We start from the raw sequence: 14,295 nt of genomic DNA, 5'->3' as shown, positions 1-14,295 counted from the left end.
AGTGCTCAGTGATTCAAAAGGAATAGCTGCGATGCTGTCCGCGCAACATGCGGAGATTGCGAGCCGTGGCGGCCAGCAGATGCTGAAGGCGAAGCAATTGATCCGGATCTGCCTGGGCAGCATCGGCCGAGGTATCGAGAGGCCGCTCGAGCAATTCCTGCAGATGATTCAGTTCATGACGGCGGCCCGTCATGAGAGCGGCCCACGCTGCATCGAACAACGACATGGGAGAAGCCGCCTGCATCTCGACTTCTCTTTTAGATAGCCCCTTCTCACTCATCGCGGTCCTCGTATCGACTTCCACTTCCCAATCTCTGCTTCTCGAAGATCTGCCTGACCCCAGGCGGCTGTTCTGTATCCGGTTCGCGGACCGCTCGGCCCGGCTTCTCTTAACTCTTCCGCATCATGGATGCGATAAGACTGTCGGCCAGATCGCCGGAGCTGACATGGTAGCTGCCTGCCGCCAAAGCCTGCTGCACCCCGGCAACTTTCTCCATCCGGACATCGCTGGTACCGGCCAGTTGGCTGGCGCCCGCACTCACAGTCGCCGAATCCCCCGCCTCTGCTGTTGCAGGAGCAGACTCCGGCTTGCGAACACCGGTGACAGAAGATGAACTTCCGGCCACAGAAGCCGCTGGGGATGCGGTGTGCGTCGCTGCAGACTGAGAAACGTCGTCAATTTTCATCCTGACTCTCCTCGTTGTCGTTATCGGCCAATGCCGTGAAGACTTGAATGAGAGTTCTCTCATAAAGCAGGTATTTTCTTAGAGCGCTCTCAGGGAAGATGCCGCAGAGCGCCAGAGGAGTTTAACTTCTGCTTCTTTCCTGGCCATGGCAGAGCAGTCTCGGCCGCAGCCGCCTTCTCCTGTGCGCTTTCCGCGGTGTGCGTTTCGCGCATCTTTTCTTCCTGCACCTGTTGAAGAACCTCGGTCGCCAGGCCCAGTCCGCCATGATCGGAGAGAGCCCGCGCCAGCGCCTGGGTGCTCAGACTGCTCATGGTGTCCATGCCGGCGTCAGCCCCCCCGCCATCAAGTCCGCCGCCGCTCGCGGATGAATCCGAGAACAAAGGGTCCTTCTCCATCGGCTTCAACAGCTCCTGCATGAGGCTGGCCTCAAAGGCATGAGCGGCCGGCTTCAGACGCGGATCGAGTCCGCCGGACGGGGAATCCGCCTGTTGCAGTTGTGCGCTTCGCGCATATGCAATGGCCTGCATCATTGCACCTCCAGGTCGGCTTCGAGGGCCTGGGCCTGCTTCATGGCCTGCAGAATCGAGATGATATCGCGCGCCGTCGCGCCGATCTGTTGGAGGCTCGCGACCAGATCCTGCACAGTAGCGCCATTCTTCAGCACAATCTGGTTGGCGGGTTTGTCCTGCGCATTGATGGTAGTCTGTCGCACCACCTGAGTGGTGCCGCTGCTCAAAGGTCCGGGCTGCGAAACCTCCAGGTGGCTCTGCACGGTGACGGTCAGGCCGCCATGCAGAATGGTCACCGGCTGCAGCCGCACCTGGCCGCCGATCACCACGGTGCCCGTGCGCTCATTGACCACGACGATGGCTTTGGGGTAAACCTGCACTTCGACCGCCTGCACCCGGGCCAGCAGAGCCGCGATATCCTCTCCGGGCGCGGTCGTCAGCGTCACACGGCGGCCATCGACGGCGGTCGCGACCTTTTTGCCGAGGGAGTGGTTGATCGCATCGGCCATCTGCTCGGCGGTGCGAAAGTCCGCGTTGTCCAGCAGAAGAGTCAGGGGCCTCAGATCCGCCAGATCCACCGGCACCGCGCGTTCGACCATTGCGCCATCGGGTACGATTCCGGTGGTAGGGTCGTTGACCGACTTGGAGTTTCCATTGGCCTGCACCGAATAGCCGCCCAGGACCAGCGGGCCTTGCGCCTGCGCATAGATGCGGCCATCGGGACCATAAAGCGGACTCATCAGCAGGAGGCCGCCTTCGAGACTGCGCGCATCGCCGGCCGAGGAGACCGTTACGTCGAGTTTCGTGCCGGGCTCGGCAAACGGAGGCAGCGTGGCCGCGATGAATACCGCCGCCATGTTGCGCACCTGCATGGTCGAGGCCAGCGAGTTTCCCTGCAGGTTGACGCCCATCCGCTGCAAGGTGGAGAGTAGCGTCTGCACTGGGAAAACCGTCTGCGAGCTATCGCCCGTATTATGCAGGCCCACCACAATGCCGTATCCGATCAACTGATTGTCGCGAATGCCCTCGACCGAGGACACATCCTTGACCCGCGCCAGACGAGGCGAGAGATCGGATGGACTCGACACGTCTGCCGCATGGGCGAAGACCGCCGTGGCCAGCCACACTCCAAGCGCGATCCGTTTTGTCCAGATTCCTCGCACGTTTCTCACTCCTTCTTGTAGTGGGCGCCGCTGCCCGAATGATTTGCGTCCCTAGAAGACCACCAGCCGTTCGAGGAAGCGCACGACCGGGTTCTGGCGGTGGGTTGCGTCATTGACGATTCCCTTGCCCGTCACCTGAATTTCCAGATCAGAGATATTGGTGGACAGAATCTGGTTCTGCGAATTGATGTCCTCGGGCCGGATGAGTCCCCGCAGCGTGATTAATTGCGTCTGCTGGCTGAAGGTCAACTGCCGCACGGCCTGGATCACCATCATGCCATTCGGCAAAACCGCCTCGACTTCCCCGCCGAAGATTGTGGTCAGGCTCGAGCTGGTCACACTCTCCCCCTGCGCATTGAGCGTGGACCCGGAGGCCTGGTTCACCAGATTGTTCAGCGCATTGCCGGCATGAAGCGCGCCGAAAAGCGAAGAAACCTGAGAGTTCGCGGAACTGGAACGCGAGTCCTTCACCGTGCCATCGGTGGACGCCGCCAGACTCTCGGAGACCACGACGGAAACGGGATCATGCACATGGACGGCGCGCACATCGGAGTAAAGCTGCGTCAGCCGCCCATCGCTGCTCCAGATGGCGCCCGGCGTGCGCGTTTCCGCTGCGCTCTCGGCCTCGACCTCGGCAATATATTTGCGCAAGGCGATATCCGGCGGCGAATGGTCCCCCGGAGAGCGTCGTTTCGCTTTCCCTGCCAGGGCCGGCGTCGCGGCCAGCACCGTCAGCAGGATCGCGCAGACCCATGCCGGCCCCAAGGGGCTTGCCCACGCTTGCCGGTTCACAGTTGCCCCCAATGATGACGGGGAACCAGCGCCGCCACGCTGGCCCCTTCGAGCCTGGCCTCGACGCGGGAGCCTCCTGAAAGCTGCACCTGTACCGTGTCTCCGACACGTCCTGGCATAACGGTCTTGCCAGACAGATGCATGCTCACGTGCCCATTTTCAGTCCGCACTTCTATTCCAGTGCCAGCCGGCACCCACGGAGGCAGGGCGCTCCACTCCGTGACCGGCTCCAGATGCGCGGGCCATGCGGGATGTGCACAGTTGACAACCACCGCCCAACCGCGGCCCAGCGCCGCATCTTTTAAAGTGCCGACCCTGCGGCTGCCATGAACACAGCCTGTGCGGGCCAGGCCCGGTGTCTTTGCGGACTGAGGAAGCGTACCACCCCAAACGGGAATGGCAAGAAGAAAGCATGCCATCCCCAGCCGTCTCCGGACAGGAACTCTTACCTTTGCGATTGTGTGGCCAAACGGCGGATTCATGGCCTTCCCTTCTCCCGGCTTCACTTTTGGCTTCTCTTCTGGCTTCGTTCACGTGGACGCGATGAAAGCTGCTACTGCACCATGTTGTTGACCTCGCTGTACATGCCGTCAGCCGCCTTGATGACCTTGGAATTGCTCTCATACGCGCGCTGGGCCAGCACCATCTGCACAAAAGCGCCGACCACATCCACGTTGGAGTTTTCGAGATACCCCTGCTGCAAGGTGCCCAGGCCCTGCTGCCCGCCGGGATTGCCCAGCACCGCATTGCCGGAGGAAAGCGTCGCCAGATAGTCATTGGACCCGGTGCTTTCGAGGCCGCCGGGATTCACAAAGGTGGCCAGCTGAATCTGCCCCAGCTGCTGCGGATTCTGCTGCCCGGGCAGCGTGGCATTCACCACGCCGTATTGCGTGATGGTGACGGCCGTGGCATTCTGCGGCACCGTGATATTCGGAATGAGAAGATCTCCCTGCGGATCGACAACCTGCCCCTGATTGTTCAGGTAGAAGTTGCCGGCGCGTGTGTAGGCCAGAGTTCCGTCAGGCCTCTGCACCTGAAAGAATCCCTGCCCTTGAATGGCCAGATCGAGCGGGTTGTTGGTCTGGTTCAGATCGCCCTGCGTCATGATCAGCTCCGTTGCCGCGGACTTGGTGCCGAGGCCAATCTGCAGACCCGCCGAGACGGCCTGCTGGCTCTGGGCCGCGCCCGGGGTCACCAGGTTCTGGTAGATCATGTCCTGAAACTGAAGCTGCCGCTCGCGAAAACCAACCGTGGACGAGTTGGCCAGATTGTTGGCAATCGTATCCAGGTTCATCTGCTGTGCGCTCATGCCGCTGGCTGCCGTGTAAAGTGCTCGAATCATCTTTGTCTCCTGCCTTGCTGGATGCTGGCGTCTCTGCCCGAGGGTTTACACCTTCGGGCAGGCCTCTATACCTTCGGTAGATCCTGGGTCGCGGTTTTATTGAAGTCGTTGTAGAAGATGCTCAGAGCCTTCTCCATCATCTGGGCCTGGCGCTGGACGAAGATCAGGTCCATCGTGCCGTGAATCACATCCTGATTGGAGCCTTCGAGCGCCCCCTGCCGGAGAGTGAAGCCGGTGGCGGGCGCAGGCTTGGCCTTGCCCACCGGACGATAGAGGCCCACGCCCTCGGCCTCGAGATCGCGCGCCCCGGCAAACTGAAAGACCGCAATCTTGCCAGCGATGGCGCCGTCGACGGAAATGGTGCCATCCTCGCCGATCACCGGCCGCCCCGTGGGCAGCACGATCGGCTTGCCCTTGGCGTTGAGCACGGGATCGCCGTCGCCGGTGATCAGCACGCCCTTGGTCGAGCGCACCAGCCGGCCGTCGCGGGTATAGCGCACCCCGTTCGGCGTCTGAACCTCGAAGAATCCGCCGCCCTGTATGGCAAGGTCCAGCGGATTGCCCGTCGCCTGGATGGGCCCTTGCGCGAGATCGAGCAAGGTGCCACCCAGCACACCATAATTGTCGACCGTCTGATCGAGCTGCGAATCATTGGCCCGCGGGCCGGCCAGAACATCGCGAAAATAGTCCTGCTGCGCCCGGAAGCCTGCCGTGCCCGCATTGGCCAGATTGCTGGCCACCGAATCGAGCGCCTGACTTCGCGCCAGAAGTCCCGTCAACGCCGCGTAATAACCACTTTCCATCCTGTCTTCCTCCTGTTGGCACCGGGTGCGCCGCTCAACGACATCTGCATTTGGGGGTCCAGAGCCGCGACTCGCAGCTTGGAGAAAACTCAGGCAGTGCCGTCCTGACTTGCATCAGGCAAAATCAGACTCCACCGCCAGCAGGTCCTCCGCGCTCTCCGGGTCGTGCTCGAGCGTGCGCCACATGCGCAACCAGAAATACTCATGCACGCGGACCAGAGCGGCGTCGAGCGGCTGGAATTCTTCCATCCGCTTGACCATGGCCCGCACCAGCACATTGCGGTTCGCGACCTCGATCAGGCGAAGCTTCGGGAACTTTGCGGCGATCAGATCAGCGCGCGCGGCCCGGAACTCCGACGAGGGCATAACGCCCGCCTCGACCGGCAGACCATGCATGCGCTCGAGCGCCAGACTCACACAATGATCCAGCCGCTCCTCAAAGGCCACCAGCAGCCGTCCGCTGCTCGAACGGCGCAACGGAAGCCCGCCCGAGCTTTCGACCAGAAGACGGGGCAGCAGTTGCGCGGCCTGCTTGACGTCCAGCCGTTCGGCTGAATAAAGCGGGCAATTCCACTGCGCGCTCAAGGCGCGCGCCAGCTGCAATTCGTTGAGGCTACGCTGCTGAATCAACCAGCGTCCGATGCGCCGCTGCGGCTGATCGCTCCGGGCCGCCTGCTTCTGGGCATCGAGCGCGGTTCGCAATTGATCCTGGGTGATCACCCCCTGCGAATAGAGCATCAGCCCCAGAGGCACGCGATGCCGGTGCGCCGCAGAAGCCGTCATCTCCTGTGCGTGCGCCGCCGCCTCCCGGCTCATGGCAGAGCGCACCATTTCCTCCAGGCACTGCGAGCTGCAGGCCCACGCCCCCTCGAAGCGAGGGGTTAACCGGCGCCTCCAGAGCTTCAACCAGCTCGTGCGGCAGCGCTCGTTGCCGCAGACCGGCAGAAGGCCTTGCGAGGGAGCGCCTGATGCAGGCTCTGCCTCGCTCCGATGACTCCACGCCGCCTCCGGACGTTCTTCGACTCGAAGATTCCCGCTCTCGTTCCGCTTCTTCAAAACAGGCATCGCACACTCTCCAGGCACTTCTTCGGTTCCGCGACTTCGGTGACGCGCAAACCAAAATTTCCATTCACGAGAACCACTTCTCCCCGCGCCACGATCTTGTCGCCCACCACCAAATCGACCGGATCGGTGATGTGGCGGTCCAGTTCGAGGACATCTCCGGGGCCGGTCTCGAGCAACTCTCGAATCGCCAGCTCCCGCGATCCGAAACGCAGCGAAGCATCGACCTCAATGTCGAGCAGCAGATCCACATTGGCCGCAGATGCCGGACTCGCGGCGGCGGAAGGCTGACCGGAAGAGGCAGGCGCTGGCCGCGCGGCCGTTTCAGGAGCCTTTGCGGCCTTTTCAGAAAGCTCGCAGATCATGGCCATCCGGACAGCAAGCGAGCCCGCGCGCAAAACATACGGCGTGACCGGAACCCCCTGCGGCCGGGCCGTCGGCTCAATCTGAGCCGGTGGCTCCGCCATCGGCATCGCGGCCAGCACATCCTGCAGCCAGTCGATCCAGCGCGCCGGAAGCTCTTCGTCTCCGGGAGCAGCCGTCGAAGACACCGTGCCGTCCTCAGCCGTGCCAGGAGCCGCGAGCAGAGCGGCAACTTCCGCGCGCGAAGCCAACAGGGTCACCGAACCTCGCCACCTGCCCGCTTCATCCCATCGCAGCACCACGGCCAGCGTGTCCTGTGCGGCAGGCAATTCGTCCGCCGCGGACCAGGCAACCTCCCCCTCTTTCCGTCCCATCCGGCCGGCTGCTGCCGTCGCAAACTCGCGGTTCCAGATATCCCAAAACGCCTTCACTCTGCTCTCCCTTCCTCTCGATCCCTTTGTTCCGCCCAGCCCAGGCTAGGAATGCGCCGCCGGTTGAGTCATCTTTCCTTTGGCCGAAGACCCGCGAGAGCCTGCGGCCGCCCGGCTGCGTCCATGCTCCATCGGCTTCCGGCCTCCTCCGCCGAGCAGCGCCCGCAAGTGCAGAACGGCCGAGGAGTGCATCTGCGACACTCGCGACTCGACCACGCCCAGCGTCAGGCCAATCTCCTTCATGGTCATCTCTTCGTAGTAGTAGAGGGTCATTACGAGCCGCTCCCGCTCGGGAAGCGCATCGATCGCGGCCATCAGCCGCTCCCGCATCTCTCCCTTGAGACAGCGGAAGAGCGGATCATCCTCTGGGTCATTGGGCAGAAAGGCCAGCTCCTCCTCGCCCGAATCCTCCGAGCGCTCGACATGCAGCGTGCCGATCTCCAACCCCTTCAGTTCCCCCAGCAGCTGCTGATACTCGTGCAGTGGAAGTCCCATCTCCCCTGCGACCTCACTTTCCTGCGGCGCGCGCCCGAGCCGCGCGGTGACGGCCCGGATCGCCTCTTCGACGGCCCGGCCTTTGCGGCGCAGCTCCCGCGGGCTCCAGTCGAGCATGCGCAGGCTGTCCAGAATGGCCCCGCGAATCCGGAATTGCGCATAACTGCGAAACTGGACCTTCTTGGCCGGATCAAACTTGCGCATCGCATCAAGCAGCCCCACCACGCCGGCGCTGACCAGATCATCGAGCTCGACATGGTGCGGCAGACGCTCATGAATGCGCCGCGCCAGATAGCGCACCGTCGGAAGATGCTCCATCAACTGCTGCTCCTGCTCGGCGTTGAGTGGCGCCATGCTCTGAGGCTCTGTGTGACTCTGAGACTCTGCGTGGCCCGGCGACTCGTCCTGGCCTTCAAATTCCCCGTGCAGCGGCGCTGCACCACTCTGCGGCTCCCATGCCTGGTGACCGGCTCTGGCCAGCTCCGCCGCCACCGGCACAAGCGGTACACTCTCACGCCGGTGGTCTCCCCTGTTCCCGCTCATCCCGTTCTCTCTCTTCATGACTGCTCCTGCTGGCCTCCTGCTCTTCATTGAGTCCGCCCCGCGCTTCCTGTACACCCGGTCACCGGCTTCAGCCGCGCAACACGCCGATCGAATGCACCCGGATCTCAGGACCGATCTCAGGCGGAGCCAAGACCGTGATGCGCGGAAAAACCGGCTCGAGCCACCGGCGCAGGTAATAGCGCGCCGGACTCTGACACAGGAGCACCGGAAGGGCCGAAGAGGGGTGGTTCTGGCTGAGCTTTTTCAAAGACTCCGAGATCCGGGCGAAGAGCTGCGCACTGGCCGGAGTCCGGCGATCGAGCAGAGCATCCGTCGGAGGTTCCGATTGTGTAGCCGCAATGAGCGCCTCTTCGAGCGCCGGCTCGAGCACCATCACCGGCAGGCTTCCATCGGAGTCGAGCAGCTTCTGTGTCAAACGGCGGCCAAGCGCGCGCCGCACGGCCTCGACCATCGCAGGCAAACCGCGTCCCTGCGCAGCTACCTCGACCAGCGTCTCCAGAATCGTGCCCAGGTCGCGAATCGAAACCTGCTCGCGCAGAAGCTGCTGCAGCACCTTCTGCACTTCGCCGAGGGACATGACCTTCGGCACCAGCTCTTCGACCAGTTTGGGATGGCTCTCATTGAGCGTGTCGAGCAGCCGCTTGGTTTCGGCGCGCGACAGCAGCTCATGCGCATGCGTCCGGATCAACTCGGCCAGATGCGTACTGATGGCCGTCGCCGGATCCACCACCGAATAACCCGCTGCCAGTGCCTGCTCTTCCAGTTCCGGCGCAATCCAGCGCGCGTTCGCGCCGAAGGCCGGCTCCCGCACCTCCTTGCCTTGCATAGGCCGGGGCCTGGCCTCATTGCTCACGGCCAGCAACTGATTGGCCTCCGTCTGCCAGCGGCCGATCTCCAGCCCGCGCAGCGAGACCACATACTCGCGCGGTTTAAGGCGCAGATTGTCTGAGATATGCACGGCCGGCACCAGAAAGCCCAGCTCCCCGGCCAGATGCCGCCGCAGCGTCCGCACCCGCGAGAGCATCAAGCCGCCCTGCGCTTCATCGACCAGCGGAATCAACTGGAAGCCGATCTCGAGGCTCAGATCATCGACCTTCAGCACGCTGTCCAGATTGTCGGCACGCGACGGATCGGCCTTCTTGCCGGCCTCCTCTGCTGCTTCTTCCGCCGGCTGCTCTTTGGTCACGGTGCGCCCGATCCCCGCCAGAATCACGGCGGGAACCAGAAAGGCCAGCTTCGGCAGCCCGGGCACCAGGCACAGAGCGCCCAGCACGCCGCTGGCGATATAGAGCGTTGTGCCCTTGCGAAAGAGCTGCGCGCCCAGTTCGGTTTCGAGCGCTCCCGCCGAAGAGGCGCGCGTCAGCACAATGCCTCCGGCCACCGAGACCAGCAGCGACGGAATCATCGTGACCAGACCGTCGCCCACCGTCAGAATGGTGTAGGTCTTCACGGCCTGGCTGAGAGCCACGCCATGCTGCAACGTACCAATCAGCAGACCCGCGACAATGTTGATGGTCGTAATCAGAATGGTCGCCAGCGAGTCGCGCTGATTGAAGCGCGCCGCGCCGTCCATGGCTCCGTAGAACTCCGCCTCCTGCGCAATCGCCTGGCGGCGCTGCCGCGCCGTGGCCTCATTGATGAGGCCGGCATTCATGTCCGCATCGATGGCCATCTGCTTACCCGGCAGCGCATCGAGCGTGAAGCGGGCCGTCACCTCGGCCGTGCGCACCGCGCCGTGGCTCACCACCAGAAACTGAATGGCGATGAGGGCAATGAACAGCACAAAACCGACCACATAGTTGCCGCCCACCACGAACTGCCCGAAGGCCTCGATCACCTTGCCTGCCGCCGCCGTGCCCGTGCTGCCATGCAGCAGAATGCGGCGACTTGATGCAATGTTCAGCGAGAGCCGGAAGAGGGTCAGCAACAACAGCAGCGTGGGAAAGACCGAAAAGTCCACAGCCTTGCGCACCTGCACCGCCGCGAGGAAGACCACGACCGACGTCGCCATCGAGAGCCCCAGCAGCAGATCGAGCAGCACCGCCGGCACCGGCACGAGCATGACAAAAATCACACTGATCGCACCCACCGGGAGAGCGAGACTCTTGGCGGTCTTCTTCCATCCGGCTGGCGCGCCCGCGGGCGCGGGGGCAAGAGTTGCGGTACTCATAAGTTCTCCTCGTTATCGATCGTTGGGTCTTGCTGCATCTGCACCCTGGACGGACTCTCCGGTTCCCGCATCCATTGCGAGGCCGGTTGCGTCCCCATTCCTTGTGCCTCTTCTCGTTGCGTCGAGAAATCCTGCGTCCTGGCCCGCGCGGCCTCCTGCTGTTGCTGCCGGCGCAGGCGCTCTTCCATGTCCCGCCGGTAGAGCCACGCAAGAATGGCGGCCACCGCCGCGTACAGCGCAAAAGGAATCGACTGGCCCACCTCGACCTGCCGGTACAAGGCGCGCGCCAGAGGTGGGTTCTCGACCAGCGGAACGCCGGCCCAGCGTGCCTCCTGCTTGATCTGCTCGGCCAGCAGGTCGCGCCCCTTGGCCAGCACACGCGGAGCTTCCATCAACTCCAGGCTGAACTGCAGGGCCACGGCATAATGCGTGGGATTCGTGATCACCACCGAGGCCCGGCTCACATCCGCGCGCAGCGCCTTGCGCCGCAACTGACGCCGGATCGATGCAATCCTGCGCCGCACCTCAGGGTTGCCCTCGGTCTGCTTGAACTCCTCGCGCACTTCCTGCTTGGACATGCGAAGCCGCTGCTCCCAGCTCCACCACTCCACGGCGTAGTCGATGGCCGACCACACAAATAGCACCGCCGCCGCGGCGACCATCAGGCTGTACATCGACGTAAACAGGCTCGGCAGCCGCGTCAGACTGAAGACCGGAATCGCCGTCTGCTCGCGCACCTTGCCCGCCACAAAGCATGCGAGCGCGGCGACGGGCAGCGCCGATTTGAGCATGCGGGTCAAGCCCCGCGAAGAGAAGGTCTGCTGGAGCACCGTCAGCGGATTCAGGCGCTCAATCTTCGGCGCAATGGCTTCGCCCGCAAACTGCACGCCCCGACCCTGCGCCACGCCGGCCAGCACAGCGGCGGCAAAACAGGCGAGAAACATCACCACCAGCGGCCACAGCACCGTCATCATGGCCGCGCGAATGGCGAGCATCTTTTCGACCATCTGCCCATCGAGCCAGCTGCGAGGCTGGCTCAGATCGAGCATCTCGCTGTAACTGCCGGCCCAGCGCGCCTCCCACATCGGTCCCGCCCAGCCGAGCACCAGCGTGCCGGCCAGCATGGCCGCCGCCGAGGTCAGATCCCGGCTGTGCGGAATGTCGCCTTTCTCACGCGCCTCCTGTTTGCGGCGCGGAGAGGCTTTTTCTGTGCGCTCTCCGCTCATCCATGCGCTCCCGCGGCGTGCAGCAGCACCGCCGCCGTATTCAGCAGCGCATCAAACCTTGCCTCGATGAACTCCGGCCACAAGGCCAGCGACCCAATCAGCACCACGAAGCCGAGCATCGTCTTGACTGGAACCGTCAGAGACAACGCGGGCAACTGCGGCGAAAGACGCGCGGCGAGTCCCACGGCAAAATCCACCAGCATCGTGGCCACCATCACGGGCGCAGCCAATTGCAGCGCGGCCAGAAACAGGCCTGTGCCCATCTCCGCCACCGCCCATGCCGTCTTCGCGCTCAATACAAAGCTGCCCACCGGAACAACGGCAAAGGTCCGCATCAGCGCGGCGATCATCGTGCGGTCAAGCCCCGTGCTCAACAGCACCAGGGTGCCGAGAAGGCTGAAGAACTGGCCCATCAGGGGCACCTGCACGGGTGCATTCGGATCCAGCAGGTTCACCAGCGAAAAACTGAAGGCAATGCCCAGCAGATCTCCGGCAAAGGTCAGCATCTCCATCAGCATCCGCAGGCAGATTCCAAACAGCAGCCCCACCGCCAACTCGCTGAGAATTTCCTGCGGGCCGAGCCTGGCATCGGCGTGCGGCAGCCCAGCCACCACCGGGGCCAGGCAAACCGTGACAGCCAGGGTGAAGACCGCCTTGACCTGCGGCGGAATCGCAGTCGAAGAAAAAACCGGCGCAAAAAGCATGAGCCCGCTCACGCGCAGCATCACCAGCACCAGCGCGGAGAGATACTGAGGCCACGTCGGAGGGAGCGGCAGCATCACGTCAACTTCCTCCCAGATAGCGATGGAAGTTGGAAAACAATTCGAGCGTGTATCCGGCCAGGTGGCGCAGCAGCCACGGAGCACCGACCAGCAGCACGACAGTCGTCGCCAGAAGACGTGGAACAGTCGAGATGGTCTGATCCTGAATGGAAGTCAATGTCTGCAACAGGCTCAGCACGAAGCTCACGGCCGCGGCCACCAGTAGAGCCGGAGCGCTCAGCAGCATGGCTTCGCGCAGCAGTTGCCGCATCAGATCGGTCACCTGGTCTGGTCCCATGGATCGCTCCTTTTCTCTTCCGGTTAAAAACTCTTCAGCAGCGAGGCCGCCAGCAGGTGCCAGCCGTCCACCATGACAAAAAGCAGAATCTTCAAAGGCGTCGAAATCACCACGGGCGGCAACTGAAACATGCCGATCGAAGTGGTGATCGCGGCCACCACCATGTCCACCAGCAGGAAAGGCAGAAAGAGGATCGCGCCAATCTCAAAGCCGGCCTTCAACTCTGAGAGCATGTAGGCCGGAATCACCGCTGACAGCGGCAGATCGGCACGCGTGGCCGGGCGCTTGACCATCGAGGCCGCGGCAAATAACTCCAGGTCTTTCTCGCTCGCATAGCGCAGCATGAACGCCTTGGGCGGCGCGGTGGCCCGCTCGAGCGCCTGCATGCCGCTGATCTGCCCCGCGCGATACGGCTCCACAGCCTGCTGGTCAATCTGCGTCAGCACGGGCTGCATCAGAAACCAGGTCATCATCAGCCCCAAGCCGAGCAACACCTGATTGCTCGGCGCCGTCTGTGTGCCCAGCGCCTGGCGCAGAAAATGAAAGACCACCAGCAGACGCACCATCGGCGTGATGGAGATCAGAATTGCCGGCAGCACCGTGATCAGCGTGAGCACGATCACGATCGTCCAGGGCAGCGAGTTATTGCCGGGCAGATGCAGATTCAGCCCGGGCAGCGGAGATGCCGCAGCAAGCAGCAGAAGTGTCATCGCGCGCCCTCCTGCTTTGCGGCAGATTTCGGCGCGGCTCTGCGCCGGGGCGCCACCTTGCCCGCGACCGGTGCAGGCGCTTTCACGCACGCCGAGGCGCTCGGCGTCTCCGCGAAATCCAGTGCAGCCTGCTCCGCCGGCACGACCATCCACTGCAAAGCACCTTCGCCGGCGCTGCCCACGAGCAAACGCGTTTCGCCACAGCGCACCAGATAGAGGTGCTGCTTGGGTCCGAGTGTCAGCCTTTCTTCGACCGCCAGTTGCCGCGTGCGCGCGGCCATCGCTGCTCCCGGCAGGCGCAGCTTGATCCAGCTCTGCGCACCGTCGCCCGCCTGTCGCCGCAAGCGCCAGGCGGCTCTCCAGAGCTTCCGCAGCAGCGGCCCGATCTGTTCCCGGCCTGCCTCGATCGACCAGCGGAGCCATCGCTCCGCCTTGACCGACACCTCGCACCAGAAACCCGTCTGCTGCAAGACCGGCGGAGTCCAGGGATTGGCCCGCGTGCCACGCGAAGTCTCCCGCGCCTGGGCGCGCACCGCAAAATGAGTGAGCGTATTCATGCAAGCCTCGTCACGCGAACTGCCAGCTTTTTGTCGATCACTTCAAACTCCGCCCAGACCAGTTGCTGGCCTCCGCAATCGCCGGGAATGTCCTCGTCCGCAGGCCATTGCGTCTCAAAGATCGCGCCCTTGCGCAGCGCAAGAACATCCTTGACCCGCAAGCCACGAATAGGCAGACGAATCTCCAGACGCAAAGGAGCCTGCGTCACGCGCTCCTCGATGGTGCGCCGCAGACTCAGAGAGGCTGTCTCCGCCTCGGCCTCGAGCGGGGAGTCTCCCTGCGCCGGAGCCAGAAGCGCCGTCGAGGACGTGGTTTCTTCCAGAGCTGTTGTCGTGTTGGTTGCCATGCACTGGAGCTAAGTG

At 63.4% G+C, this 14,295-nt stretch carries 18 protein-coding genes; all 18 read right to left on the bottom strand.

Translation table 11 applies throughout. The features are described from left to right. Positions 1 to 13: 13 nt before the first annotated feature. Positions 14 to 244: a hypothetical protein gene (locus ACP_RS01295; RefSeq protein ID WP_041839166.1), complete on the bottom strand. Its 231-nt coding sequence runs from the start codon at positions 242 to 244 to the stop codon at positions 14 to 16. 145 nt (positions 245 to 389) lie between these two features. After that, positions 390 to 686 carry a flagellar biosynthesis anti-sigma factor FlgM gene (gene flgM, locus ACP_RS01290; protein ID WP_012680661.1) on the bottom strand — a complete coding sequence of 99 codons (297 nt, stop codon included), beginning with the start codon at positions 684 to 686 and terminating at the stop codon, positions 390 to 392. An 89-nt stretch (positions 687 to 775) separates the two neighbouring features. Beyond that, positions 776 to 1,216, bottom strand: a complete 441-nt coding sequence (locus ACP_RS01285) for a hypothetical protein (RefSeq protein WP_041839165.1) — start codon at positions 1,214 to 1,216, stop codon at positions 776 to 778. Continuing rightward, positions 1,213 to 2,358 carry a flagellar basal body P-ring protein FlgI gene (locus ACP_RS01280; RefSeq protein ID WP_012680659.1) on the bottom strand — a complete coding sequence of 382 codons (1,146 nt, stop codon included), beginning with the start codon at positions 2,356 to 2,358 and terminating at the stop codon, positions 1,213 to 1,215. The genes ACP_RS01285 and ACP_RS01280 overlap by 4 nt, the downstream gene beginning before the upstream one ends. 51 nt (positions 2,359 to 2,409) lie before the next feature. Further along, positions 2,410 to 3,150 carry a flagellar basal body L-ring protein FlgH gene (locus ACP_RS01275; RefSeq protein ID WP_012680658.1) on the bottom strand — a complete coding sequence of 247 codons (741 nt, stop codon included), beginning with the start codon at positions 3,148 to 3,150 and terminating at the stop codon, positions 2,410 to 2,412. After that, positions 3,147 to 3,269, bottom strand: a complete 123-nt coding sequence (locus tag ACP_RS18645; protein WP_274426007.1) for a hypothetical protein — start codon at positions 3,267 to 3,269, stop codon at positions 3,147 to 3,149. The genes ACP_RS01275 and ACP_RS18645 overlap by 4 nt, the downstream gene beginning before the upstream one ends. A gap of 434 nt (positions 3,270 to 3,703) precedes the next feature. Beyond that, positions 3,704 to 4,492, bottom strand: a complete 789-nt coding sequence (flgG, locus tag ACP_RS01265) for a flagellar basal-body rod protein FlgG (RefSeq protein ID WP_012680657.1) — start codon at positions 4,490 to 4,492, stop codon at positions 3,704 to 3,706. Positions 4,493 to 4,557: 65 nt separating this feature from the next. Continuing rightward, complete coding sequence (flgF, locus tag ACP_RS01260; protein WP_012680656.1) at positions 4,558 to 5,295, bottom strand: flagellar basal-body rod protein FlgF; 738 nt, start codon at positions 5,293 to 5,295, stop codon at positions 4,558 to 4,560. Between the two features lie 114 nt (positions 5,296 to 5,409). Beyond that, the gene (locus tag ACP_RS01255; protein WP_041839163.1) at positions 5,410 to 6,126 is read right to left on the bottom strand and encodes a cyclic di-GMP-binding domain-containing protein, MshE-related; all 717 of its coding nucleotides are present in this window, start codon (positions 6,124 to 6,126) and stop codon (positions 5,410 to 5,412) included. Positions 6,127 to 6,347: 221 nt separating this feature from the next. Next, positions 6,348 to 7,151, bottom strand: coding sequence for a FliM/FliN family flagellar motor switch protein (locus ACP_RS18515; RefSeq protein WP_238525617.1), 804 nt, complete (start codon positions 7,149 to 7,151; stop codon positions 6,348 to 6,350). Between the two features lie 45 nt (positions 7,152 to 7,196). Further along, positions 7,197 to 8,000, bottom strand: coding sequence for a FliA/WhiG family RNA polymerase sigma factor (locus ACP_RS01245; RefSeq protein ID WP_148214970.1), 804 nt, complete (start codon positions 7,998 to 8,000; stop codon positions 7,197 to 7,199). Between the two features lie 277 nt (positions 8,001 to 8,277). Then, complete coding sequence (gene flhA, locus ACP_RS01240; protein WP_012680652.1) at positions 8,278 to 10,380, bottom strand: flagellar biosynthesis protein FlhA; 2,103 nt, start codon at positions 10,378 to 10,380, stop codon at positions 8,278 to 8,280. Beyond that, on the bottom strand, positions 10,377 to 11,606 hold the full coding sequence (locus ACP_RS01235) for an EscU/YscU/HrcU family type III secretion system export apparatus switch protein (RefSeq protein ID WP_012680651.1): 1,230 nt from the start codon (positions 11,604 to 11,606) through the stop codon (positions 10,377 to 10,379). The genes flhA and ACP_RS01235 overlap by 4 nt, the downstream gene beginning before the upstream one ends. Next, entirely contained in the window at positions 11,603 to 12,385 is a 783-nt protein-coding gene (locus ACP_RS01230) for a flagellar biosynthetic protein FliR (protein WP_012680650.1), read from the bottom strand. The genes ACP_RS01235 and ACP_RS01230 overlap by 4 nt, the downstream gene beginning before the upstream one ends. 4 nt (positions 12,386 to 12,389) lie before the next feature. Continuing rightward, entirely contained in the window at positions 12,390 to 12,665 is a 276-nt protein-coding gene (locus ACP_RS01225) for a flagellar biosynthetic protein FliQ (protein ID WP_012680649.1), read from the bottom strand. 23 nt (positions 12,666 to 12,688) lie between these two features. Then, on the bottom strand, positions 12,689 to 13,375 hold the full coding sequence (fliP, locus tag ACP_RS01220; RefSeq protein ID WP_012680648.1) for a flagellar type III secretion system pore protein FliP: 687 nt from the start codon (positions 13,373 to 13,375) through the stop codon (positions 12,689 to 12,691). Next, on the bottom strand, positions 13,372 to 13,932 hold the full coding sequence (locus ACP_RS01215; RefSeq protein ID WP_041839162.1) for a flagellar biosynthetic protein FliO: 561 nt from the start codon (positions 13,930 to 13,932) through the stop codon (positions 13,372 to 13,374). The genes fliP and ACP_RS01215 overlap by 4 nt, the downstream gene beginning before the upstream one ends. Continuing rightward, positions 13,929 to 14,279 (bottom strand): FliM/FliN family flagellar motor C-terminal domain-containing protein, encoded by a 351-nt coding sequence (locus ACP_RS01210; protein WP_012680647.1) that lies wholly within the window; start codon positions 14,277 to 14,279, stop codon positions 13,929 to 13,931. Before ACP_RS01210 ends, ACP_RS01215 begins: the two co-directional genes overlap by 4 nt. Positions 14,280 to 14,295: the final 16 nt, after the last annotated feature.

The sequence above is a fragment of the Acidobacterium capsulatum ATCC 51196 genome (genome assembly GCF_000022565.1).
Taxonomy (GTDB): Bacteria; Acidobacteriota; Terriglobia; order Terriglobales; family Acidobacteriaceae; genus Acidobacterium; species Acidobacterium capsulatum.
Note: the sequence above shows the minus strand (reverse complement) of the source record. Positions and strands in the feature narration are given on the sequence as shown.